We start from the raw sequence: 24614 nt of genomic DNA, 5'->3' as shown, positions 1-24614 counted from the left end.
ATGCCTAACAAATAGGCAAACTTATTGTAGATATTCCCTTACCTTCTCCTGAATGTATCGTTTCACACTTTCCCAAGTCTGGCCATTCAAGCTAATTGGATCTTCGCTTTCTTCTGCATCTGCAAAATAACTTATAGCCTGAGGAATGGAAATTAGCAACATTTGATTAGGAAATTTTCTGCTATGAAAATTGATAATTTCTTGCAAAGAATATCGATGTAAAATTTCATAGATGTCCCAAAAATCCTTTTTCTTTCCTCTGCCAAGGATCGCATTAATTTTCATCGCACAGATATCCTCAATACTGTATAATCTTACATTACCAATTATTTCCGGGGACTCAATTTTAGGATGTAAATATTTTACCACATCAACTTTGACCCCATCAATAAAACAAAACAGTCCCCATTTTGAAATGCTCCCTTCGTAAATAAATTTCTGTCCGAATTCATTTATCAACGCGTTCACAATCCCTTCTCTTTCAAAATCTTCATTCCCTCCAAACAAATCTAAATCAATGGAAATTCGATGTCCATATTTTAAGGATAGGGCTGTCCCGCCAACCAGGTAAAAGCTGTTAAGTTCAGCAATACCCATAATACGATTTAATACGGATAAAGCTCTGGGGTCAACTGTTTCGAAATGTAGCATCTGAAAGCATTCAATGGTTCAGCAATCACAGCACTTGCTAGATATAAGCGATTTTCCGGGATATATTTTGCGTTTAATAGCACTTCACGCACTTTTTCATCGCCATAATAACGCCTGCATTGACGGATATCCTGAACGTCTCCACGCTCAAAAACTCTTTCAATTACAAACACTACTTTGGCGTCGTAATCTAATGTCTCAAAGTTCACATCCCAAAAAATACGCTTTTCAAAAACCGGCTTTTTGATATTCATAATCAAAAGTCTTAAATTAAATAAACGAATAAAAAAGAAAATTCAAGACACTCCCAACAAAGCTAGCTGCCTCAAAACTTCGTCAGCATAACCATGATTTTTTAGCCAATCTTCATTGTAATACGTATTCAAATAACGATCCCCGGAATCACAGATCAGGGTGACTATGGAACCAGCTTCGCTTTTTGCTTTCATTTGTTTGGCTAGTTCCAAAACACCCCAAAAATTGGTTCCTGAGGAGCCTCCTACCTTTTTATTTAGCAGAGAAGTTAAAGCCTGCATCGCTGCAAAACTCCCGGCGTCCGGTACCTGAATCATGTGGTCAACGACAGTCCTCAAAAATGACGGCTCTACTCTTGGCCGGCCTATACCTTCAATGCGCGATCCATGCTCACCACAAAGTTCGGAATTATTATTTTTCCAGAAATCATAAAAAACAGAGTTCTCCGGATCAACAACGCATATTTCGGTTGCATGTTGTTCATAACGGACATAACGGCCAAGCGTCGCAGAAGTTCCACCAGTCCCCGCACCCGTCACGATCCAGCGTGGCACAGGGTACCTTTCATGAGCCATCTGCCGAAAAATTGATTCAGCAATATTATTATTGCCACGCCAGTCGGTGGCCCGTTCTGCATAGGTAAACTGATCCATAAAATGACCACCGGTTTCATGTGCAATCTGTCTCGAAACTTCATAAACCTCAGCCGGATGGCCAACAAAATGGCATCGTCCTCCGTAAAATTCAATAGCCTGAATCTTGTCCGGACTGGTTGACTTTGGCATAACGGCAACAAAAGGCAGACCCAATAATCTGGCAAAATAGGCTTCGGACACAGCCGTCGAACCACTCGAAGCCTCCACAACAGTAGTTCCTTTGTGGACCCAGCCGTTACAGATTGCATATAAAAAAAGTGACCGGGCAAGGCGGTGCTTCAAACTGCCGGAAGGGTGTGTGGATTCATCTTTAAAATAAAAATCGATATCAGGGAAAGAAGGAAGTTTCAAAAATATCAAGTGTGTATCAGCAGAGCGCTGATAATCTGCTTCAATTTTTGAAATTGCGCTCCCGATCCAGGATGTTTTATTGTGCTCGTTGGACTGACGATACATTGGCTGCTAACTTTTAGAATTCGATACCTAATATGCGATATTCGGTGCCTGTATTAATTATGCAAAGATTACAGCATATTAACAGAAAGCAATAAAAGCCAAAACTCCTTTCTGGTTATTACAGCTAATGAATTACTTCAAGGGATCTTACAAACGCATTTCAATATTTCTTTTTCGAAACATGAAATAGAGAGACGCTATCGTTAGCGGCTGAAAAATAAGAGAGATCAGCGAACCTTCAAAACCAAAATCACCTCCATTCCAGATATTTTCCTTCGGAAAAGTGGTTATCACGAAAGAGTAGAAGTCGTTCCCGCTGACGTTGAATCCAAAAAAACTTTGAAAAAAATTCCAGCTGAAATGCAAAGCCATTGGAAGCCACAAATTATTGGTGATTATGTAGGAATAACCAAGAAGCAACCCAGCGAAAAACAATCCAACAAATCCGAGAACGTCCATATTTGGATTGGCAATATGCATGAAAGCAAACAGTGCAGAGGTAATGACCAAAGCGATATTTTTGTTGAAAGAGCGCATCAGATTATTCAAAACATAACCCCGCAAAAGCAATTCCTCCGATATCCCCACGAATACAAAGGTTCCGAAAATCCATAATCCATCGGCAAAATTACGATCCAGGGTTTTTATAACAATTTGTTCCGTTTGGATGAGAATTATCAGAGAAATTAACATGATGATGAAGCCTGTTAATATGCCGATCAAAGTGTCCGTCAGAATAAAACCTGGCCGAAAGCCAACCGTTAAGAATTTACTTTTAACAAAATAAATTGTAAAAGTTCCGACAAGAAGAAAAGCCGCGATAAGGTCAAATAGGGCGATTATAAAGAAATGCTTGTCTGTCTCCAGAACATCCGAGGAAAATTCCAGACCGGCAACCCGAAGCGCAATAAATTGAAAAATGCCTCCAACAACCAGATATGGAATAACAATTAGCAATACATTTTTCCAACCTTTGCTGTCGTATGTTTGATTTTTCAAATGGTGCGTGTAGTTGTGGATAATGCCTTGAATTATCCTTGTCCCATTTCGAATAATAAATTTAAGTTCCCTCTAAGATCAACGTATTGATGTTAAATACTGCTCTGCGGTCATCGCGGGTATACTGGATTTATTATAATCTTTAAGATTTCTGGTTATTATAATGCTGCATTTATTTTCAATTGCGATGGCATATTGAACTGCATCTTCGAAGTCGACAAAATCTGAGGAAAGTCCTGCTCTCAAAGCATTTCTGTTTGTATCAGCTATACTTAAATTTTCTTGCAGCAAATTTGCAGATTTAGTTGCTGCCACTTTACCTGCAATTTTCCGAGTTACATAATAAACATTTAAAATGCTATGCGCCGAACAATATAATGTATATCCATCCCGATCTGCGAAAGAAAGTAGCTGCATGGCTGAATCAAAATAAGGTAATCTCTGCAAGACAGCGTCTAGCAAAATATCAGAATCAATAAACAAATTCATTTTTCCGAATATTTTTCGACCACATAGAAGCTATACATTTCTTTATGATCAAAATCCTTGGTCGGCTTTTTTACAGCTACCAACTCTTTCACCCAAGGTGATACTTTTCCTGGTTCAGTATTTACTTCGGAAAGTGTATTTAAGTAGTGCTCGACAATTTTAGATAAACTAACGTTTCTCTGCTTTGCGTAAATCTTTGCCTTGCTGACTACGTCGTCCTGAATATTTAAAGTAAGTTTTGTGCCTGACATATTTCATGAGTGCTTTAAGTATAAAACTAATAAAATACTACATAAAATCAAAGTTAAGGATAAATGAATATTCAGTTGCCTGCATGCACTTTAACCTTCTTTCTCACAACTCCAAAACAAGCCCATCATAAGCCAGATGCACATTTGGGGGAAGCTCTTTTTCAACCTCAGCATGCAGCCCAAGCTTATGACTTATATGCGTAAGATATGCAGCAGGCATATTGAGTTTATCAATTAATTCAAGTGCCTGCGATAATGTAAAATGGGAAAGATGCGGTTCTTTTTGAAGTGTATCAAGGACAAGTATCCTGGATCCTAAAATTTTTTCTTGTTCTATTTCAGAAATATAGTTGGTATCAGTGATATAGGTAAAGTCCCCGATGCGATATCCATAAACGGCCAGCTTGTGGTGCATCACTTCAATGGGAATAACTTGAACTCCTTGCACTTCAAAAGGTTCGTTCTCAATCGGATGTAATTCAAAGTGCGGGACACCCGGATATCTTTTTTCTGAAAATGCATAAGCAAATTCTACCTGAATCTGGTTCAAAACTTCCTGGCGGCCGTAAAGTGGAATATCTTGCTGCTGGCGGTGATTGAAGGCACGCGAGTCGTCGAGCCCGGCAGTATGGTCCTTATGTTGATGTGTATAAATAATTGCATCCAGTTGCCTGACATTGGCGCGCAACATCTGCTGGCGAAAATCAGGACCGCTGTCAATAATAAAAGATTTTCCATGAACCTGTATCCAGACCGAGGTTCTAAGGCGTTTGTTGTGGAAATCAGTTGAACGGCAAACGGCACAATCACAAGCAATAACGGGTACTCCTTGTGATGTGCCGGTTCCTAAAAATGTAATCTTCATGCAACTCGCTATTCTGTCAAATGCGCAACCACCTCTACCAAACGGTCAAAGTTTAATGGTTTCATAAGCGCATCATCAAATCCGGCTTCTTTAAAGTCTTCTTCTGAATAGTTTTTGGCGTTGCCAGTTATTGCTACAATTGGTGTTTTGGCTTTATCAGCATCTACCAATTTTCTAATTTTCCGTGCGCACTCCATTCCATCCATCACAGGCATATTGATATCCAGCAAAATGATGTCAAAATCTTCCTTTTCAAGAAGTTGTAACACTTGTTCTCCATTCTTAACGGAAGTAATCTCGTAATGTTGAAATTCCAGAATCTTCCTTGCCAGATTTTGAATTACTGAGCTGTCTTCGGCAATGAGTACTCGTTTTGTGTAGGACATATAATGGATCAGGTATTGTTTTTTAATTATTTGGCAGGTGAATTTAGGTATATTTCAATCAAGAACGCAAATTCCGCTGCGTTGAAGTTCCAAAATTATGATAAATATATAAATAATCAGGCTCTGATTTTTTCAAACGCATGTTTCAGATGTAAGTTTGTAATTCGTTTTACTAATTGATTTGGAAGATTATGTTTAAAAATAAAGTAATACGCTGGAGTACCCTCGCGATGCTGATAGCTATACTGGCTTATTTTTTTATTGAAAATTTTGGTTCAGGAAATGCAGAGGCCGATACAGATGACCTTATCGCTGCCAATCCCCAGCAATATATTGACAAGATCACGCAGGAAAGAATTGCAAAAGATGATCAGTTTAAAACCACAAAGGACTCCCCTATCCAGGATAAAGATAGTTTTCACGGACTTCATTATTTTGATATTGATCCGGCTTATCGCGTGAAGGCTTTTATAACGCCTTATGAAAAAGAAGATAAGGAAATGAAGGTGACTTATACAGATGGAAGTACAACTGATTACGAACGAATTGGTTATGCAAACTTCACTATCAACGGCGTTGCCGAAAAACTTCTTCTATTGAAAAATGAAGCAGTGATATCGGTGCTTTTCAAAGATGCGACAAGTGGGAAAGAGACCTATGGCGGAGGGAGATATCTGGACTATCCTGTTTCTAAAATTAAAGGAGACTCGCTGGTTCTGGATTTCAATACCGCTTATAACCCCTACTGCGTTTATGCACCGACTTACGCATGCCCGGTTCCCCCTGCTGAAAATACTTTATCGGTCGCAATTCGTGCAGGAGAACAAACTGAAGAAGGAAATCATTAATTTTGTATAAATAAATAAAAATCAGAACCAGTTAGTCAAAAGTCTTTGTTGAAGCGCAGACGTAAGGAAAGAGTAATTCTGACTTCATGTCGATTCACAGATATTTTGGATCTGGTATTCATATAAATTACCCGCATGAAAATTTCGTATAAGTGGCTTAAAGAATTAATAGAAATTACCGAAACTCCCGAGGAAATTGGCAATTTATTGACGGGAACAGGTCTTGAAGTTGAGGGTATTGAAGAGGTTGAATCCATCAAAGGAGGTCTGAAAGGTGTTGTTATCGGTGAAGTGCTGACTTGTGAAAAACATCCGGAAGCGGACCGATTGAAAATTACTACTGTTGATATTGGTCTGGATCAGCCGCTTAACATTGTTTGTGGCGCGCCAAACGTTGCTGCCGGACAAAAAGTAATTCTTGCGACCGTCGGCACTACGCTATATCCGACAGGAAGCGATGAACCTTTGGTATTGAAAAAATCGAAAATCAGAGGAGCATTATCGGAAGGAATGATTTGTGCCGAAGATGAACTTGGCCTGGGACATTCACACGACGGAATTTTGGTACTAGAAACCGATTTACCAAATGGTACGCCAGCCTCAGAATATTTCGGAATTTCTTCTGATTATTTGATAGAAATCGGATTAACGCCGAACCGAGCTGACGCGGCTTCTCATTATGGCGTAGCGCGCGATTTGAAAGCGGTTTTAAATCGAGAAATTACATTACCTTCCGTGGATTCTTTTTCCATTGACAACAACGATCTTCCAATTTCGGTAACTGTTGAAAATGATGAAGCTGCTCCGCGTTATGCAGGTTTAACAATCACAGGAATTAAAGTTGGTGATTCTCCGGAATGGCTGAAACAGCGACTAAATACGATTGGTATTCGGTCCATCAATTCGATTGTAGATATCACCAATTATATCTGCCACGAACTTGGGCAGCCGATGCATGCTTTTGACGCTGATAAAATCACAGGAAAAAAAGTAATTGTTAAAACCGTAGCCGCAGGGACGCCGTTTGTAACCTTGGATGGCCACGAAAGAAAACTTTCTGATGCCGATCTGATGATTTGCAATGAAACGGAACCGATGTGTATTGCAGGGGTTTTCGGAGGATTAACTTCGGGTGTAACCACAGAAACGACGTCGATCTTTTTGGAATCAGCCTATTTTTCTCCGATATGGGTGCGCCGAACTGCACAGCGTTTTGGATTAAAAACAGATTCGTCATTCCGTTTTGAAAGAGGAACTGACCCAAATATGCCCGTTTTTGCGCTTAAAAGAGCAGCTTTACTAATTAAAGAAATCGCCGGAGGGACAATATCTTCTGACATCACCGATCTGTATCCAAATCCGGTTGCTGATTTTGAAGTAAAAGTTAAATACCGGAACATCGACAGATTGCTCGGGAAATCGTTGGAAAAATCTTTGATCAAAACCATTCTGAATGGCCTGGATATTAAAATTGAGAACGAAGACGAAGCTGGATTTACTGCCATCGTACCGCCCTACCGCGTTGACGTGCTGCGTGAGGCAGATATCATCGAAGAGATTTTACGTATCTACGGTTTTGATCAGATAGAGCTGTCACAAGGCCTAAGCTCCGACTATCTTTCTGATTTCCCGGTTAATGATCCGGAAAAACTGAAAATGAGGGTGTCTGAGTTGCTGGCTGCTAATGGGTTTAATGAAACGATCACTAATTCTTTGACCAAGCCTGAACCGCAGTCGACGCTGGGTGAAAGTGTTATTGGGAATCCCGTTAAGATCCTGAATTATCTGAGTGAAGATTTGTCTGTCATGCGCCAGACACTTATTTTCACAGGATTGGAAGTTGTTGCTTACAATGCAAACCGCCGGCAAAAAGATCTGAAACTATTTGAATTTGGCAAAACTTATCACGAATTAAACGGTAAGTATACTGAGAAAGAACGGCTTGCTCTTTTTGTTTCAGGAAACATTCAGGAAGAAACCTGGCTGCAAAAAGCGAGAGAAGTGGCATTTCATGATCTGGCAGCTTCGGTAAACCAGATTTTGGTTGCAATGAAAGTGAAAAGTATAGAAAAGGAAACAGCTGATTCAACTATTTTCTCCGAAGGAATTACCCTGACACTGAATAAAAAACCGCTTGTATCGTTTGGTTTATTGAAATCAGCGATTACAAAAAAGGCCGATGTAAAAGCTCCCGTTTTCTTCGCTGATTTTGATTGGGATTATTTATTAAAACAATACAATTCAGCAGTCGAATTTAAGGAAGTTTCGCGTTTCCCAGAAGTGCGTCGCGACTTGTCGCTGGTTGTTGAGAAGAAGATAACATTCGAAGAGCTTCGACAGATTGCATATAAAACAGAAAGACAACTGCTGCGTTCAGTGAATGTTTTTGATGTTTATGAAGGAGCAAATCTGGAAGGAAAAAAATCATATTCGATCAGTTTTATTTTACAGGATGACCAGCAAACCCTGACTGATAAAGTAATCGACAAATCGATGCAGAAATTAATTTCCACCTATGAACGTGAATTAGGAGCAGTGATCAGGAAATAGATGTTGTTGGACTGCCTCAAATTGCACGGATTTAACGCACCATATTGGTTTTGTAAAATTTAGATAATACTAAAACCGGGCGGTTTGGCCGCCTGGTTTTGATTTTTAACCGCGGCCAGCACCGCATTCGATAAAAAATGGAACAAAGCAATTCACGCATGATTGAGCGTAAATTATCCGACTTTGAGAAGAAGTTGGACATCTTAATCCTGACGAAAGAGAAACTAAGTTGGTCAGTTTCAGAATTGCAGCGCGAAAATGCCGAACTACGGTCGGGTAATGCCGCGTTAAAGGTAGAAGTACAAGAAATAAAGAAAAAATACACTAGTTTGCAAAAAGACTTTAATAAGTCTAAAACTTTCGTTAAAATTGTCACTAGTAAACTGACACCAACAGGCGGTTTGGCCGAACTGAAAGAAACAGTTGAACGATATATTGAAGAGATCGATAAGTGCATAGAATTGCTTGAAGATACCTTATGAAAAAGAATCATATTCCCAATCCTGATGTTTCAGTGTTCATTAAAATACTTGACAAAGGTTTCAAGTTAAGTGTTCCGGCTGATCAGGAAATATTTTATAGGGAGGGATATGAGGTTTTTAAGGAACGCGTGAAAGCGTTAAAGGAAAAAGGAAAAGGATACGACGATATTGAGGCCATAGCACTAACTTCTATTGAATGCCTGGTTGCATTACAGAGAAATATGGAAGAGAGCAAAAATCTTCTTGCAATGTTCGAAAAAAGGATAGATGCACTGGAAATGAATGTTGCAGATGCGATTCCCAATTAAGTTGATAATTATTTCCGGTATCACCTGATAAATAAACAGGGTTTGATACAGGTTAACCTTTTTAAAATCAGGCATAGAGCAACATCTTTAATCATCGTACAACAAACAAGTTCGGCATTTTAAGCGCATGTAGTCGGTAGCACCCAACTATTGTAAACACATTACTAAAATGTCAAATTCTTTAATGTTTATTGTCCTATTATCTGATATCATCGCGCTTGGCGTTGGTGTATTTGCAGGTAAATACATTTTCAAAAAATCTTTCGATCAAAAGGAAAAAGATGCTCAGGAAAGGGCTGCTGAGATCGTACGAAACGCAGAACAATCTGCTGAAAATATTAAAAAAGACCGCATCCTCGAAGCGAAAGAAAAGTATCTTCGCCTGAAATCGGAATTTGAAGAAGAGTCTAACAAAAAGAGAGTTATTCTTCAAACCAACGAACAGAAGCTTAAACAGCGTGAACAAAGTCTTCAGCAAACTGTTGAGCAAAACAAGCGCCGCGAACATGAGCTTGAAACTCTAAAAACCAATCTCGCCGGCCAGCTGGAAACTGCTACTAAAAAGCGTGAGGACGCTGAAAAGATGCTTAGTCAGCAAGTTGCGCAATTGGAAAAACTGGCAAACCTCACAGCAGATCAGGCAAGAGAGCAATTGGTCGATGCATTAAAAGCAGAAGCAGATACAAGAGCCGGTTCGTACGTGAAAAGTGCGATGGAAGAAGCACGTCTTACAGCAACGAAAGAAGCTAAAAAGATTGTTATCGAGACCATCCAGCGCACGGCCGCAGAACATGCAATTGAAAACTGTGTATCTGTTTTCAACATTGAAAATGACGATATTAAAGGTAAAATCATTGGTCGTGAAGGACGAAATATTCGTGCTTTGGAAGCGGCCACTGGTGTTGAAATTATCGTTGACGATACCCCGGAAGCGATCGTAATTTCCGGTTTTGACCCAGTTCGCCGTGAAATTGCACGTCTTGCCCTGCACCGTCTTGTTCAGGATGGTCGTATTCACCCGGCTCGTATTGAGGAAGTTGTTGCAAAAACAAGAAAGAATATTGATGACGAAATCGTTGAGATTGGCGAGCGTACTGTAATTGATATGGGCATTCACGGATTGCATCCTGAGCTTGTAAAAATGATCGGTCGTATGCGTTTCCGTTCTTCTTACGGACAGAATCTTTTACAGCATTCACGTGAGGTTGCAAAGCTTTGTGCAACTATGGCGTCCGAATTGGGGTTAAATACCAAGCTGGCCAAACGTGCTGGTCTGCTTCATGATATTGGGAAAGTTTGGCCTGAGGAGTCTGATCTGCCGCACGCTATCCTGGGTATGGAACTTGCTAAAAAATTCAAGGAAAATCCGGAAGTATGCAATGCAATCGGAGCTCACCATGATGAGATTGAAATGACAAGTATTTTGTCGCCGATCATTCAGGTTTGTGATGCTATTTCAGGATCTCGTCCAGGTGCTCGTCGTGAAATGATGGAATCTTATATCCAGCGTTTGCGTGATCTTGAAAACATGGCGATGTCATTTGATGGTGTTGAAAAATGTTATGCAATACAGGCTGGACGTGAACTTCGCGTAATTATTGATGCAGACAACGTTTCGGATGAAAAAGCGGGAATGCTTTCTTTTGACATTTCTCAGAAAATAGAAAAAGAAATGCAGTATCCCGGACAAATAAAAATTACCGTAATCCGCGAAATGCGCTCAGTGGCATATGCGCGGTAAAACAGCCTAATGATACATGAAATATTCAGAGCTTACAAGTAAGGAAACATTGGGCATTCATACGCTTGGTGAGTTAAAAAAAGCAGGTTATGAATCCCGTTCGATCAAACAGGAGCTTCGGGATAATCTGATTGAAAAAATAAAAAATAAAATATCGGTATTCCCTGGGATCTGGGGATATGAAGAAACGGTTATTCCTGACGTTGAGCGTGCGATTCTATCCATGCACAATATCAATTTGCTAGGTTTACGTGGGCAAGCAAAAACGCGTATTGCCCGGATGATGGTCAATTTGCTGGACGAATATATTCCTTATGTTAAGGATTCCGAATTGCACGATGATCCTCTGGCGCCTTTGTCGAGATTTGCGAAAGATCTGATTGATGAAAAAGGAGATAATACGCCTATCGCCTGGCTTCACAGAGATGAGCGGTATACAGAAAAGCTGGCAACGCCGGACGTTTCAGTAGCCGATTTAATTGGTGATGTTGATCCTATTAAGGCTGCGACTTTGAGATTACCTTATTCAGATGAACGCGTGATCCATTATGGTTTGATTCCACGTTCGCACAGAGGAATTTTTGTAATCAATGAGTTGCCTGATTTACAGGCTCGTATCCAGGTGGCTTTGTTTAATATTTTGCAGGAAGGTGATATCCAGATTCGTGGTTTCAAACTGCGTCTTCCTTTGGACATTCAATTCGTATTTACTGCGAATCCGGAAGATTATACCAACCGTGGAAGCATCGTTACGCCGTTGAAAGACCGTATCGAAAGCCAGATTGTTACGCATTATCCTAAAACGCTCGAAGTTGGTAAGAAAATTACTGAGCAAGAGGCGTTTGTTAAGAAAGAGCAAAAAGAGATCGTTAAAGTCAATGAATTAGTAAAAACACTAATTGAACAGATCGCTTTCGAAGCGCGCGAAAGTGAATATGTAGATAGTAAAAGCGGCGTGTCTGCCCGTTTGACAATTTCTGCTTACGAAAGTCTTTTGAGCGCTGCTGAACGTCGTGCTTTGATCAACGGTGAAGATACAACATACGTCCGCATCGCAGATCTTTATGGTGTCATACCAGCCATTTGCGGTAAAGTTGAATTGGTGTATGAAGGAGAAGTTGAAGGTCCCGTCATTGTCGCTCAAAATCTGATTGGTAAAGCAATCCGCACCCAGTTTCTGAATTATTTCCCGGATCCTGAAAAATCCAAAAAGAGCAAGATCAACCCTTTTGCGAAAGTAATTGAGTGGTTTGGTTCTGGGAATGAAATGGAAATGATCGGTGACATGACTGATCGTGAGTACAATGCCCGCCTTAAAACAATAGACGGACTTGACGATTTTGTTGATATGTTGAGCGCATATGGTGATTCAAACGAAAAACTTTTCATGATGGAATTCGCCCTTCATGGTATGGCTGAATACTCACTGATCGGAAAACAGTCTCTTGATCAGGGTATTAAATTCCAGGATCTGGTGAGTAGTATGTTCTCCGGTCCGGACGACGAAGATTATGATTTTGATGAAGACGAGGATGATAAGAATCCTTTTTAATTAAAATAACAATAAAAGTAAACGGCCTCAGGGATTTCCTGAGGCCGTTTACTTTTATATTTCTGCAACTTCTGAATATCATTCAGGCGCTCCGTCATCAGCGATGTTTGGTTCCAGTGTATCCACTAAGACTTCTGGTTCACGATTAACTTTTGCTCGTACTTTCGCTTCCAATTCGTCCATCAATTCAGGATTATCCTTGATAAGCGCTTTCACTGCGTCACGGCCCTGTCCAAGACGGTTTCCGTCATAGCTAAACCATGAGCCTGATTTTTTAACGATTTCCAGCTCTACAGCCAAATCGATGATCTCTCCAACTTTCGAGATTCCTTCGCCATACATGATGTCGAATTCAACCACTTTAAACGGTGGAGCTACTTTATTTTTTACAACCTTAACACGCGTTCTGTTACCAAGGATCTGGTCAGCGCTTTCTTTAATCTGCCCAACGCGACGGATATCCAGACGCACAGATGCATAATATTTTAAAGCATTACCACCTGTTGTTGTTTCCGGATTCCCGAACATCACACCGATCTTCTCACGAAGCTGGTTGATGAATATACAGCAGCAACCTGTTTTATTAATTACACCGGTAAGCTTACGTAATGCCTGGGACATCAAACGAGCCTGAAGACCCATTTTACTATCTCCCATTTCACCTTCCAGCTCAGCACGCGGCACAAGTGCTGCAACCGAGTCAATCACAATAATATCAACAGCACCACTGCTGATCAAATGTTCAGCAATTTCTAACGCCTGCTCGCCATTATCCGGCTGAGAGATCAAAAGATTACTTGTATCAATTCCTAATTTTTCCGCATATGCACGGTCAAATGCATGTTCTGCGTCAATGAATGCGGCAAGTCCGCCTTTCTTCTGTGCTTCGGCGATGCAGTGCATCGATAAAGTAGTTTTCCCGGAAGATTCAGGACCATAAATTTCAACCACCCGGCCGCGAGGAACTCCGCCTACACCAAGTGCAAGATCCAGCCCAAGAGAACCGGTAGAAATTACCGGAATGTCCAACACTTTAGTATCACTCAGACGCATTACGGTACCTTTACCATACGTCTTGTCCAATTTTTCAAGTGTAGTCTGAAGCGCTTTTAATTTGTTGTCTTTATCTGATGTTGTTGGTTGTGCCATAAAGCAGGACAAGTTGTGTTTTTAGTTTGTATATAAAATAGCGGCTTAGGAAAAACAAAAACCGCTCCCACCAGCATATTTCTGATATGTAAATTTACCCTTTTCCAACCTCAATTAAAAGGATATTTTCAGGATCATTTACACATTATTATAACGCTACCAGATACTACCAAAGGTGGGATAGGATAATATCAGTAACAAAGATATGATATTATCTGTATCAAAACTAAAATTTAAGATATTATTTTTACAATTTTGGAGAGACATTTAATTCATAAAAAGAATTCTTTTTTCCAAGATACTGATCCGCTTCTTCCTGCGTCCACTTGGCTTGAAGTGCCTGATATATACCAGGATATGCATCGTAAGGTATCGGCTTGAAGGCAACCTTATCTGGAAATAAAGTAGAGGTAGCCTGATTGATGGTTACAGCTCTGTAAATTCTGGCAGCAGCAATTGCCGAAGATGATACTAACAATAATATAATGATCACTGAATACGGTGTTTTCTTAACAACTGCCCAGCTTCTCTGATAATTTGCAGTTTGCGCCAACGGATGGAAAATGTATATCCCTGCAATTAATAAGCAGGGCATCATCCCCCTGAAAAGAAAGTCATTCAGCTTGCCAATGCGATAAAGAGGGAAAAACATAATAACGCAAAGCGTTACAAAAATTGGAAACATCGGTAAGAAATTCTTGCTATATCGTTTATAATAAAAATAGACGAGCGTAAAAATCACTAGGTTCAAGCCGATATTAACGCCGTACTCAACAAATCTGCTGGCGATATCCCCGGAAAACTGCCAGATAAAACCCGAAGCGGGCATATTTTTGTGCGATAAATAAAACAGCAATACCGGCAGGCAAGCTAAAAATGGAAGGATTACAAGTTTTGTAGTCGAAAACCAGTCCAGTTTAAGGTGTTTGATTATCCATTTTCGCAGCACTACGATGGCGATCACCGTGCCGCTTGTGACAGATGGAAAGACTGCCCACCAGAAGGCAAGGGCAACCGGAAGCACCATGTATTCCACATTCAATTTATTTCGCAGAACATAAACAAACATACCGGCAATGATCATTGTTGGAATAACCTGGTTTGGAACCCAAAGAAGGTTCTCAAAATTAGACCAAGGTTCAATAGCGAATGCACTTTGGGTATATAGCGGACCTGCAAAATAACTTAGCACCGACTTGACAAATCGTGGCGTATCTCCAACAGACAAGGCCAAAAGTACGAAAATAATTTTCTTATTTAATGCCAAATACACCCACGTCAATCCAAGAAAAAAGCCCAGGTAACTCCATACAAAAATAACGTCTTCCCTAATCTGACCAGCAAATTTTGATATAAGCACGGGAACAACATAATAGCCGTAATAATAAGACACTACCGGACCTTTCAAAGGAATCCGCTGCGGCCAGTCTGAAATGAACAGCTCATAGAGTTTCGTATTGTGCGCCCAGTGATCCAATGTTTGAAAACATATTCCGCTTACTCCGGAAATTAATGTAGCCAGCAACGAAACAGTAAGCAAAGTGATTAAATTTTTCTGATTAAGAAGTTCGGACTTACTAAAATCCTCGTTTTTGATAACCTCTAAAAATAGAAAACCCAACAATAAAACTCCAAAAAATGCAATTGAAGTTCTGGTCCAATAAATAAAGAAAATTAGATTTGGAAGAAGCAAATATCCAATACTGATGCATCTGAGAAGATAGATACTCATAAGGACGTAAGTTTTGGAAAGATTGGAATACAGTTTAAACTTACGGTCCAAATTCAAAAAATCCAAATCGAAATTATTTTACGGTTATCTGTTATATCTTACAGGCATCATGCGTACTAACTAACAGAAGTAGCTTTAAACACTGACAATCATCATCTTTTATCTTAATATCCGAGGATAACTTTGCACCGTCAAAATAGTACATTGTCTTTTTCTGAGTTATTTCATGGAGATTTTAATCTTTTTTATTGCGCACTGGTACCTTTCATTACTAATGCAAACATTCTTTCTGCATCGATATGCTGCCCATAAAATGTTCACAATGAGTCCGGTATGGGAGAAATTTTTCTATACTGCAACCTGGATATTTCAAGGTTCATCATTTCTCAGTCCATATGCCTACGGCGTGATGCACCGGCTCCATCATGCTTACGCCGATACAGAACTAGATCCGCACTCACCCAGTTTTTCAGACAGTATCGCAGACATGATGTGGAAGACAAAAAATTATTATAATAATATTGTTCACCGTACGGACCAGATAGATCCCAAGTTTAAAAAAGGTGTTCCGCATTGGGAATTAATGGAAAAAATCGGAGATTCCTGGCTTTCAAGAATTGGCTGGGGAACGCTATATGTCTTGTTTTATATACAGTTTGCCACCTCCTGGTGGATGTTTCTCTTACTTCCGATTCATTTTTTGATGGGTCCTGTTCACGGTGTGATCATTAACTGGTACGCCCACCGTTATGGCTACGTAAATTTTAAAGTTGATGATACTGCCAAAAATCTGCTTCCATTTGACTTTCTGATGATGGGTGAATCCTATCATAACAATCATCATAAATTTGGAGGCCGGGCGAATTTTGGAATCAAATGGCATGAACTCGATCCGACTTACCCCTTTATTTTACTGTTGAACAAAATGAAAATAATCAAATTGAAGAAAAACAATGATCTGCTTTATATGTGATACCCCAAATGGCAACGTAAAAATTTAAAAGACATGTAAACAAATAAATGCCGGTCATTAAGAAATTGGGGCAATAAAAATTAATACGTCAGGTTTTCTATATATTTGTCCGAGAAAAAGGCTGGTTCTATAACCAGCCTTTATTGTTTTGCAAAATCACGAAACTGCATTCCAGGTGTTGAGGAAAATATTAGCTGCATTATTTATTATTCTGCTCCTGCTTGGTTTTTACTACCGTGATCTAATTAGTTATGGCTGGATGCAGGCAAAAGGCCAGGCTACAATTTTGCTGAATGTTCAGGATGTTGAAGATGTTTTACAAGATCCTACGTTCCCAGATTCTTTGAAAGCCCGAATCCGGCTCATTGAAGAAATTAAACAATTCGGTGTTGATTCCCTTGGATTGAGTCCTTCAAAAAATTACACAACTTTTTATAACCAGCATAACAAACCATTGATGTGGGTGATCAATGCTTCTGAACGCTACCAGATTAAAGCCCACAAATGGACTTTTCCAATCATCGGCAGCTTCCCTTACAAAGGCTATTTTGACTCAACACGAGCAATACGTGAGGAGCAGGAATTAATTAAATCCGGTCTGGATACCGATATTGGAGAAGCTTCCGCCTGGTCAACTTTGGGCTATCTCAAAGATCCAATTTTATCTAGTATGTTGAGGCGACGAGAAGGCAGTCTGGCAAATCTGATCCTGCATGAACTGACGCATGGTACACTTTTTGTGAAAAATAATCTTGAACTGAATGAGAATCTGGCCAGCTTCGTCGGAGATTTGGGAGCGATAAGGTTTTTAACCCAGAAGTATGGATCTGATTCAAAACAGCTTAAAGCATATGAGTTTTCGAAAAAGTATAACGATGCATATGCACAGCACATGTTGCGGGGAATCAGTAAACTTGACAGTCTGTACAAGACATTCAGTTACAAAAACCCAGACAGCAGCAGAAAAGATTATCTTAAAAATCAGGTGATTTTAAAAATACTTAATGATGCGGACACACTGTTTGCAGACCAAATTACGTTGAAACCCAAAAGTAGGTGGACAGAAAAAAATGTTCCAAATAATGCTTACTTCATCGGTTATCAAACTTATAAATCGAAACAAAATCAGTTCAGGGCAGAATTTGAGACGGAGTTCGGCCAGGACTTTAAAAAATATCTATCTTATTTAAAAGAAAAATATCCCTCGTTGTAGATACTATCGCACATGATGAAGAGATTGAAAATTACGATAATTGCCGTTTTATCCCTTGTCACCATCCTTGCATTTAAGCAATATGAGCAGAATAGAGTTATCGTAAACAAAAGTTTCAGTTTTGGTGAAAGGGTCGAATACCGGGTTCACTACGGATTTATTAATGCCGCCGAGGCAAGGGTAGAAATTGCCAAAAACATATCTGTGGTCAATAATAAGCCTTGTTTCAAAATCAATGTGACTGGCCGTACAACTGGTGCCTTCGATTTAATCTCCCGGGTAAGAGACAACTGGCGTTCGTATGTTGACACCGTTGCTATTGTACCGCAAATGTTTTACCTAAATATCCAGGAAAACAAATATCGAAAAGAGGAAACAATCGTTTTCAACCATGATAGAGACCAGGCTGTTTCTACTGTAAAGGAAGAAACAAAAACCTTCAAAACGCCCAACAATATTCACGACATTATCAGCGGTTATTTCTATTTGCGGACTATCAATTTTGACAGAGTAGCTGAGGGAGATATTATCGAGGTACCTACTTTCTTTGACGGCGAGGTTTACAAACTTCGAATCCGATATGTAGGAAAGGATGTAATTAAAACAAAATTTGGCAGAATCAGGGTTTTACGATTAAACCCGCTCATTCCTGACAATAAATTATTTAAGGGCGAAGGTGCTGTTAAACTTTGGGTATCGGACGATACTAACAAAATTCCCCTTAAAGCCGAAGTCGAACTGGCAGTTGGATCCCTTGAAATGGATATTAAATCTGTCAAAAATCTTCGAAAGGAGCTTGCCTGGTACTAACCAACTTTTTTATCCGCCAATTTTGTATCTGCCTAAGAGGAGATGGAAGAGTATTTTTTCCGATTTCTAAGAATCGCATCGGTTTAGCTCCGAAACCTTGGTAAAACTTCGCAATAGACCGAACTTCCGGGCTTTCAAAATCCAAAAATATAGGCGAGCCTGAATTGTACTGAAAAAAATTATCCAGTAAAAAAGTGCGCGCATTTCCTCTACGTCCTGCTTCGTCCGCAGCATTAAATAGATAAATTGCCTTATCTCCTGATTTAATAATCAATACACCTGCATGGATCGAACCATTTCGAAGGGCGTAGAAAAGTGTGGCTGACTCATGCTTATTAATTTGTATAAGCAAGTCACTTAATAATTTGTAGGCACTTTTTCTCACGCCACCCTGGATTTTTGATTCGTGGTTTCGCTGAAATAATTCTATCAAAGGATTAATATCTTCACTTTTCTTTATACTCCATTTTTCTGCAAAACTTCGTTTTAGGTTAAGCTTCCTGTCTGGTGAATATTCTGCAAAAATATCTTCATATGAAACAGAAAGAGACAACCAGAAAGTGGTATTTTCTCTTATCCGGAAAGCGGAAAAATTCGGTAACGCGAGTCGGAGAATTGCGGTATTTAAAGGATTGAAGTGATAAGAAGAAATATATGAGAATTTATTCGCGAGGGATTTCAGGAATTTTTCAGTCACCGTTGCCGAGAGATCATGAAGAGAAAAAATGCCTAAATATTGGCAAAACAAAGGCTGTTCAATAACTTCAATGAGCCATTTCCGCTTGAAAGGTAATGGCATTATAACCTGATAATCTTCTACCGATGGCCAGACGAAGGCCTGCCAATGATCACAAACAACATCCAGATACCAAGAATAGGCGTAAATGATCTGTTGCTGAGAATTTTTCACCAATTCATTCCAGAGAACGTCGTCAATTTCATTTCTTGAAAGTAACAACGGCGCCGTCATGACAAATTATTTAAAGTAACTGCGAAGCTTTTGCAAAGTTTCCTCTACGTCGGGCGTTTCATCCATCAGCAAATTTACACTTTGAATCGAGTGAATCACGGTGCTATGATCACGACCACCAAAATGATATCCAATTGATTTCAGCGGCAAGTCTGTATACTCTTTTGCCAAAAACATAGCAAGTTGGCGTGGGTATACAACCTCTTTTTTTCTGCTCTTACTTTTTAGATCAGCAATTGTAACCTTAAAATAATCTGCTACGATCTCCTGAATTGTATCGATGGTAACTTCCTTATCCTCGTTCATTACGATGTTTTTAAGCGTGTTTTTCGCTAGTTCAACATCAATTTCACGACGCGTCAGGGAAGCCTGCGCCATTAGGGAAACAATCACCCCTTCCAACTCACGGACGTTAGAATTGACGCTATGAGCGATATATTCAATTACATCGTAGTCTATCTGAATTCCTTCTGCCTGGATTTTTTTCTGAATAATTGCAATACGAGTCTCAAAATCAGGCGTTTGCAAATCTGCTGTCAGCCCCCATTTGAAGCGGGAAAGCAAACGATCCTGCAATCCTTCCAGCTCACGTGGCGGCCGGTCGCTGGTCATAATAATTTGCTTGCCTAGTTGATGAAGGTGGTTAAAAATATGGAAAAAAGTATCCTGAGTTTTCTCTTTTCCGGACAAAAACTGCACGTCATCAATAGCCAGAACGTCCACCTTCATATAAAAGTCGGTAAAGTTCTGAAGCGTATTATTTTTAATCGAATTAATAAACTGGTTTGTAAATTTTTCCGAAGAAACGTAAAGTACCAGCTTATTGTCAAAATGGTTTCTGATATAGTTTCCGATCGCCTGCACTAAGTGGGTTTTACCTAAACCTACACCTCCATACATCATCAAAGGATTGAAAGACGTCAGACCGGGACGCTGAGCTACCGCAAAGCCAGCGGAACGAGCAAGTCGGTTACAATCGCCTTCAATAAAGTTGTCAAAAGAATAATTGGGGTTCAGATACGTATCAAGATTCATGGAATCCTGGTCCTTAACCACCAGATTTGAACCCATTCTCGGATCATTTGCAAAATTGTCAGGACCCGCATATTTCGGCGTTTTAACAGTCGAAACGTTCATCGTCAACGGTTGGTGTTTCTCATTTCCCTTGTCCACGATGATCGAATACTCCAGCAGGCCGTCACGTCCGATTGCATAATCCAGCGCCTTTCTTAACAAATTGACATAATTGTCTTCCAGCCATTCGTAAAAGAACTGGCTTGGAACCTGGATCGTAAGCACTTTTCCATAGATTTTTAGCGGTCGGATTGGCTCGAACCACGTTCTAAAACTCTCATCAGGAATATGTTGCTTAATCACCCGAAGGCAACTATCCCATATTTGGTCTACTTCTCTATGTGCGGTTACTCTTTCCAATGTCAAATTTGCGTAATCAGATATCATAAATCAAAAGGACGGCAAAGATAAGAAAATAGATGGTCTCTGCAGATTAAACCAGTGTTCAATTTAAATCCAATCTGTACGATTACCAAGCCATCAACTAAATCCATTAGAATAATCCTACGTTATAGACGCCAGCTTGGGTTAACAGTAACGTAACAATTAAAAAAATGTAATCTCAAATTTGTAGCTTTGTTCATGTCGCGAAACCGGGTCGTTCAACTGGTAAAAAAATGTCTCATCAACAGTAGAAAATATGTCGCCTTCCTTGTTTTCTGAATTTGAATTTTGCGATAAAAATGCCTGGAAAAAGCAGGCTGAAAATGAGCTAGCCGGTAAATATGAAAAAATAAATAATTTCAAAATCGCGCCTGATTTAACTTTGGAAGCATATTATTCAGCAAACGACCTGAATCCTGAACAAATATCAGCGCTGCAAAATTGTCAGAAAAAGATACCTGGATGGTTAAATACTCCGCTCATAAAATTTGACAATCCACGAACAACAAATAACAAAATAACCTTCGCACTTAATGCCGGAGCCGATGCTGTTTTGCTTCATCTGACCGAACCTGATCTGTTCAAAAATGAGCTTTCGAAAACATTGTATGCTGTAAAACTTTGCGACACGCCCATCTTTTTTAAAACAGAAATAAATTCTGAAAAAATATTTGAGGAAGTTTCCCGCGGAGCCGGCTATTACATGAAAGGAGGAATTGCCAATGATCCTTTGGCTAACTGGATGCGAAATGGAAGTGCCTTTTCTGAGCCTGTCAAAAATGTCTGTGCGACTTTAAACAAGACAAAAATGATGCGTGAATTCCGGCCGTTGATGGTGGAAAGTCATGTATATCATAATGCTGGCGCAAACCCTGTTCAGGAACTGGCTTTTTTGCTCGCTTCAACTGTTTATTATCTGGATAAACTTACAGACGCCGGTATATCGCCGTTGCATGCCTTGAACCGTTTTTTTTATTCCATTTCGATCGGACCAGAATACTTGACGGAAATCGCGAAATTGAGAGCTCTTCGCTATCTCCACAAAAAAATAGGAATGGCATATCAGGTACCTCCGGAACTTTGTAACACCTTCATACAAGCACAGACCTCAACTTTTTACAATGCAAAATACGACCTGAAGACAAACATCGTCCGTTCAACCAGTGAAGCAATGAGCGCAGTCATAGGTGGTTGTGACGCACTGACAGTTTTGCCGTATAATCAATCTTTTGAAGAGACAACAGAATTCAGTGAACGTGTTGCACGTAATGTTTCTTCTTTGTTGTCGGCAGAAAGTTATCTGGATCGTGTTGCAGACCCGGCTGCTGGTTCGTATCAGCTTGAAACAATGACAATTAAAATGGCCGATGCCGCCTGGGAATTATTTTTAGAAACAGAAGAGAAAGGCGGAATAATTCCTTGTTTTGAAACGGGATTTATTCAAAAGGAAATTGACAAATCGTGGCAACAAAAACAGGAAGAGCTCCAAAAGGATAAAATATTTGTGGGTGTAAATAAATACCGCACTGAGAAAACGACTGACATACCTAATAAGCCAGATTCCCCGGAAACCAGTAATTCAGAAGAAATAAAATGGCTGGTGCCTAAAAATTTATCCGAACACTGGTAAATTTCACCAAGCTGATTCTTTTATAATTCCAAACCAACCGAACCTATGAAGCCGGATTTTAAAAATATTGTGCTTCAGAAATCTGCTGTTCCAACCGACGAATCTGAAAAGCCAATTAAGTCGTTCCAGACTCAGGAAGGAATTCATATTAATTCAGGTTATAGCTCATATTATATTGCTGAGGCTGACCATATAGGTTTTGGTGCAGGAGTACCTCCCTTTCTGCGTGGGCCCTATGCCAGTATGTATCTCGACAGACCCTGGACGATTCGGCAATATGCTGGATTTTCTACGGCAAAAGACTCCAACGCGTTTTATCGAAAGAACCTGGCAGGCGGACAGAAAGGACTTTCTGTGGCTTTCGATCTGGCTACGCATCGGGGATATGATTCAGATCACCCGAGAGTCGTGGGAGACGTTGGTAAGGCCGGCGTTTCAATTGATTCGGTCGAAGACATGAAAATTCTTTTTGATCAGATTCCACTGGATGAAATGTCGGTCTCCATGACGATGAACGGTGCTGTTATTCCCATTTTGGCATTTTTTATCGTCGCTGCGGAAGAACAAGGGGTAGCAGCAGACAAGCTTTCGGGGACAATTCAAAATGATATTCTGAAAGAGTTCATGGTCCGGAATACTTACATTTATCCGCCAGAACCATCGATGCGGATCATTGGCGATATTTTTGCATATACAAGCCAGTTTATGCCAAAATTCAATTCGATCAGCATTAGTGGCTACCATATGCATGAAGCTGGTGCACCCGCTCATCTTGAACTTGCCTATACCCTTGCTGATGGTTTGGAATATATCCGAACCGGACTGCGCGCCGGAATTAAAATTGACGAGTTCGCGCCAAGATTGTCATTTTTCTGGGGCATTGGGATGAATCATTTCATGGAAATTGCAAAGATGCGTGCCGGGAGAATGTTATGGGCCAAAATAGTAAAGCAGTTCGAACCGAAATTGGACAAATCCCTGGCCTTGCGCGCACATTGTCAGACAAGCGGTTACAGCCTTACAGAGCAGGATCCTTATAATAATGTCGCCAGGACATGCGTAGAAGCCCTCGCGGCGGTGTTTGGGCATACCCAATCCTTACATACCAACTCGCTAGATGAAGCTATTGCCCTGCCTACCGATTCTACGGCCAGAATTGCCAGAAACACACAGCTTTTTTTGCAACACGAAACGGATGTATGCAAAGCGGTAGATCCTTGGGGAGGTTCTTATTACGTGGAATACCTGACCAAAGAACTGATCGAAAAAGCCTGGGAATTAATTCAGGAAGTTGAGGCTCTTGGGGGAATGACCAAGGCGATAGAGACTGGATTACCTAAAATGCGAATTGAGGAAGCCGCTGCCCGAAAACAGGCAAGAATTGATTCAGGACGTGATATTGTAGTTGGTGTGAATAAATATAAAACTGAAATTAAAGATGTTTTTGACATTCTGGAAATCGATAATGAAAGCGTGAGAACTGAGCAGATCGCCCGACTTGGACGGATAAGAAAAGAAAGAAATTCACTTGAAACTAACGCTGCATTACAAGCGATTACAACCGCTTGCAAAGAAAAAGGAGGTAAAGATTTTAGCAACAACTTATTGGCTATGGCCGTAGATGCCGCGAGGAAAAGAGCTACATTAGGTGAAATATCTGATGCTATGGAAAAAGAATTTGGACGCTATAAAGCAGTAATCCGCTCCGTTTCCGGAATATATCAGTCTGAAGTTTCTGACGACGAAAATTTTCGGATAGCGAAAGAAATGGCCGATCAATTTGAAGAGCTGGATGGAAGAAGGCCTCGAATTTTGGTCGCGAAAATGGGTCAGGACGGCCATGACCGTGGTGCGAAAATTATCGCCACCAGTTTTGCTGATCTGGGTTTTGATGTAGATATCGGCCCGCTTTTTCAGACGCCGGCAGAAGTGGCTACACATGCCGCGGAAAATGATGTTCACATAGTTGGCGCATCCAGCCTGGCAGCCGGGCATAAAACCTTAATCCCGCAACTTCTTGATGAATTGAAAAAACTGGGTCGCGAGGATATATTAGTAATTGCCGGTGGCGTAATTCCATCGCAGGATTACAAGTTTTTATATGACGCAGGCGTGAAAGGAATTTTCGGACCAGGAACAATTATTTCTGTGGCAGCGCAGAAGATTTTAAAGGAGTTGATGGAAGGTTGA

The 24614-nt window shown here is 40.2% G+C and carries 23 protein-coding genes; 11 read left to right on the top strand and 12 right to left on the bottom strand.

Annotation, left to right across the window (positions count from 1 at the left end):
- Positions 1-21 precede the first annotated feature (21 nt).
- The 8 genes from L0657_RS26380 to L0657_RS26345 all read right to left on the bottom strand — a co-directional run bounded on the left by L0657_RS26380 (position 22) and on the right by L0657_RS26345 (position 5008).
- Positions 22-597 (bottom strand): nucleotidyl transferase AbiEii/AbiGii toxin family protein, encoded by a 576-nt coding sequence (locus tag L0657_RS26380; protein ID WP_235153782.1) that lies wholly within the window; start codon positions 595-597, stop codon positions 22-24.
- 8 nt (positions 598-605) lie between these two features.
- Positions 606-905, bottom strand: a complete 300-nt coding sequence (locus L0657_RS26375) for a DUF6922 domain-containing protein (RefSeq protein ID WP_235153781.1) — start codon at positions 903-905, stop codon at positions 606-608.
- Positions 906-947: 42 nt separating this feature from the next.
- A complete protein-coding gene (locus L0657_RS26370) occupies positions 948-2018 on the bottom strand; it encodes a PLP-dependent cysteine synthase family protein (protein WP_235153780.1) in 1071 nt (356 codons plus the stop codon).
- Positions 2019-2165: 147 nt separating this feature from the next.
- Entirely contained in the window at positions 2166-3017 is an 852-nt protein-coding gene (locus L0657_RS26365; protein ID WP_235153779.1) for a CPBP family intramembrane glutamic endopeptidase, read from the bottom strand.
- 78 nt (positions 3018-3095) lie between these two features.
- Positions 3096-3506, bottom strand: a complete 411-nt coding sequence (locus L0657_RS26360; protein WP_235153778.1) for a PIN domain-containing protein — start codon at positions 3504-3506, stop codon at positions 3096-3098.
- Positions 3503-3757: a DUF6364 family protein gene (locus L0657_RS26355; RefSeq protein WP_235153777.1), complete on the bottom strand. Its 255-nt coding sequence runs from the start codon at positions 3755-3757 to the stop codon at positions 3503-3505. Before L0657_RS26355 ends, L0657_RS26360 begins: the two co-directional genes overlap by 4 nt.
- 103 nt (positions 3758-3860) lie before the next feature.
- Positions 3861-4622, bottom strand: a complete 762-nt coding sequence (locus L0657_RS26350; RefSeq protein ID WP_235153776.1) for an MBL fold metallo-hydrolase — start codon at positions 4620-4622, stop codon at positions 3861-3863.
- Between the two features lie 8 nt (positions 4623-4630).
- Entirely contained in the window at positions 4631-5008 is a 378-nt protein-coding gene (locus tag L0657_RS26345) for a response regulator (protein ID WP_235153775.1), read from the bottom strand.
- Positions 5009-5199: 191 nt separating this feature from the next.
- On the opposite strand from L0657_RS26345, the gene L0657_RS26340 reads away from it, so the two are divergent.
- From L0657_RS26340 to L0657_RS26315, 6 genes are all read left to right on the top strand, one after another.
- The gene (locus L0657_RS26340) at positions 5200-5856 is read left to right on the top strand and encodes a DUF1684 domain-containing protein (protein ID WP_235153774.1); all 657 of its coding nucleotides are present in this window, start codon (positions 5200-5202) and stop codon (positions 5854-5856) included.
- Positions 5857-5991: 135 nt separating this feature from the next.
- Entirely contained in the window at positions 5992-8406 is a 2415-nt protein-coding gene (gene pheT / locus L0657_RS26335) for a phenylalanine--tRNA ligase subunit beta (protein ID WP_235153773.1), read from the top strand.
- Between the two features lie 137 nt (positions 8407-8543).
- The gene (locus L0657_RS26330) at positions 8544-8888 is read left to right on the top strand and encodes a hypothetical protein (RefSeq protein ID WP_235153772.1); all 345 of its coding nucleotides are present in this window, start codon (positions 8544-8546) and stop codon (positions 8886-8888) included.
- A complete protein-coding gene (locus L0657_RS26325) occupies positions 8885-9196 on the top strand; it encodes a cell division protein ZapA (protein ID WP_235153771.1) in 312 nt (103 codons plus the stop codon). Before L0657_RS26330 ends, L0657_RS26325 begins: the two co-directional genes overlap by 4 nt.
- Before the next feature lie 169 nt (positions 9197-9365).
- Positions 9366-10937 (top strand): ribonuclease Y, encoded by a 1572-nt coding sequence (gene rny, locus L0657_RS26320; protein ID WP_235153770.1) that lies wholly within the window; start codon positions 9366-9368, stop codon positions 10935-10937.
- 16 nt (positions 10938-10953) lie between these two features.
- Positions 10954-12489, top strand: coding sequence for a sigma 54-interacting transcriptional regulator (locus tag L0657_RS26315; protein ID WP_235153769.1), 1536 nt, complete (start codon positions 10954-10956; stop codon positions 12487-12489).
- Positions 12490-12567: 78 nt separating this feature from the next.
- On the opposite strand, the gene recA is transcribed toward L0657_RS26315, so the two are convergent.
- Both recA and L0657_RS26305 read right to left on the bottom strand, forming a co-directional pair.
- Complete coding sequence (gene recA, locus L0657_RS26310) at positions 12568-13638, bottom strand: recombinase RecA (protein ID WP_235153768.1); 1071 nt, start codon at positions 13636-13638, stop codon at positions 12568-12570.
- 247 nt (positions 13639-13885) lie between these two features.
- Positions 13886-15370 (bottom strand): hypothetical protein, encoded by a 1485-nt coding sequence (locus tag L0657_RS26305; RefSeq protein WP_235153767.1) that lies wholly within the window; start codon positions 15368-15370, stop codon positions 13886-13888.
- Between the two features lie 226 nt (positions 15371-15596).
- On the opposite strand from L0657_RS26305, the gene L0657_RS26300 reads away from it, so the two are divergent.
- The 3 genes from L0657_RS26300 to L0657_RS26290 all read left to right on the top strand — a co-directional run bounded on the left by L0657_RS26300 (position 15597) and on the right by L0657_RS26290 (position 18366).
- Entirely contained in the window at positions 15597-16343 is a 747-nt protein-coding gene (locus L0657_RS26300) for an acyl-CoA desaturase (protein ID WP_235153766.1), read from the top strand.
- A 148-nt stretch (positions 16344-16491) separates the two neighbouring features.
- Entirely contained in the window at positions 16492-17556 is a 1065-nt protein-coding gene (locus L0657_RS26295) for an aminopeptidase (RefSeq protein WP_255718390.1), read from the top strand.
- Positions 17557-17568: 12 nt separating this feature from the next.
- Positions 17569-18366, top strand: coding sequence for a DUF3108 domain-containing protein (locus tag L0657_RS26290; RefSeq protein WP_235153765.1), 798 nt, complete (start codon positions 17569-17571; stop codon positions 18364-18366).
- Here L0657_RS26290 and L0657_RS26285 read toward each other — a convergent pair.
- Together L0657_RS26285 and dnaA are read right to left on the bottom strand one after the other, a co-directional pair.
- On the bottom strand, positions 18332-19336 hold the full coding sequence (locus L0657_RS26285) for a GNAT family N-acetyltransferase (protein WP_235153764.1): 1005 nt from the start codon (positions 19334-19336) through the stop codon (positions 18332-18334). The genes L0657_RS26290 and L0657_RS26285 overlap by 35 nt on opposite strands.
- A 6-nt stretch (positions 19337-19342) precedes the next feature.
- Positions 19343-20797, bottom strand: a complete 1455-nt coding sequence (dnaA, locus tag L0657_RS26280; protein ID WP_235153763.1) for a chromosomal replication initiator protein DnaA — start codon at positions 20795-20797, stop codon at positions 19343-19345.
- Positions 20798-21050: 253 nt separating this feature from the next.
- Here dnaA and L0657_RS26275 point away from each other — a divergent pair, with 253 nt between their 5' ends.
- Both L0657_RS26275 and scpA read left to right on the top strand, forming a co-directional pair.
- Positions 21051-22424, top strand: a complete 1374-nt coding sequence (locus tag L0657_RS26275) for a methylmalonyl-CoA mutase family protein (RefSeq protein WP_235153762.1) — start codon at positions 21051-21053, stop codon at positions 22422-22424.
- Positions 22425-22469: 45 nt separating this feature from the next.
- A complete protein-coding gene (scpA, locus tag L0657_RS26270; protein ID WP_235153761.1) occupies positions 22470-24614 on the top strand; it encodes a methylmalonyl-CoA mutase in 2145 nt (714 codons plus the stop codon).

Origin of the sequence: Dyadobacter sp. CY345 (assembly GCF_021502725.1) — a bacterium.
In the GTDB taxonomy this organism is placed as follows: Bacteria; Bacteroidota; Bacteroidia; order Cytophagales; family Spirosomataceae; genus Dyadobacter.
The sequence above is the reverse complement of the archived record's forward strand: the minus strand, read 5'-3'. Positions and strand labels throughout refer to the sequence as shown.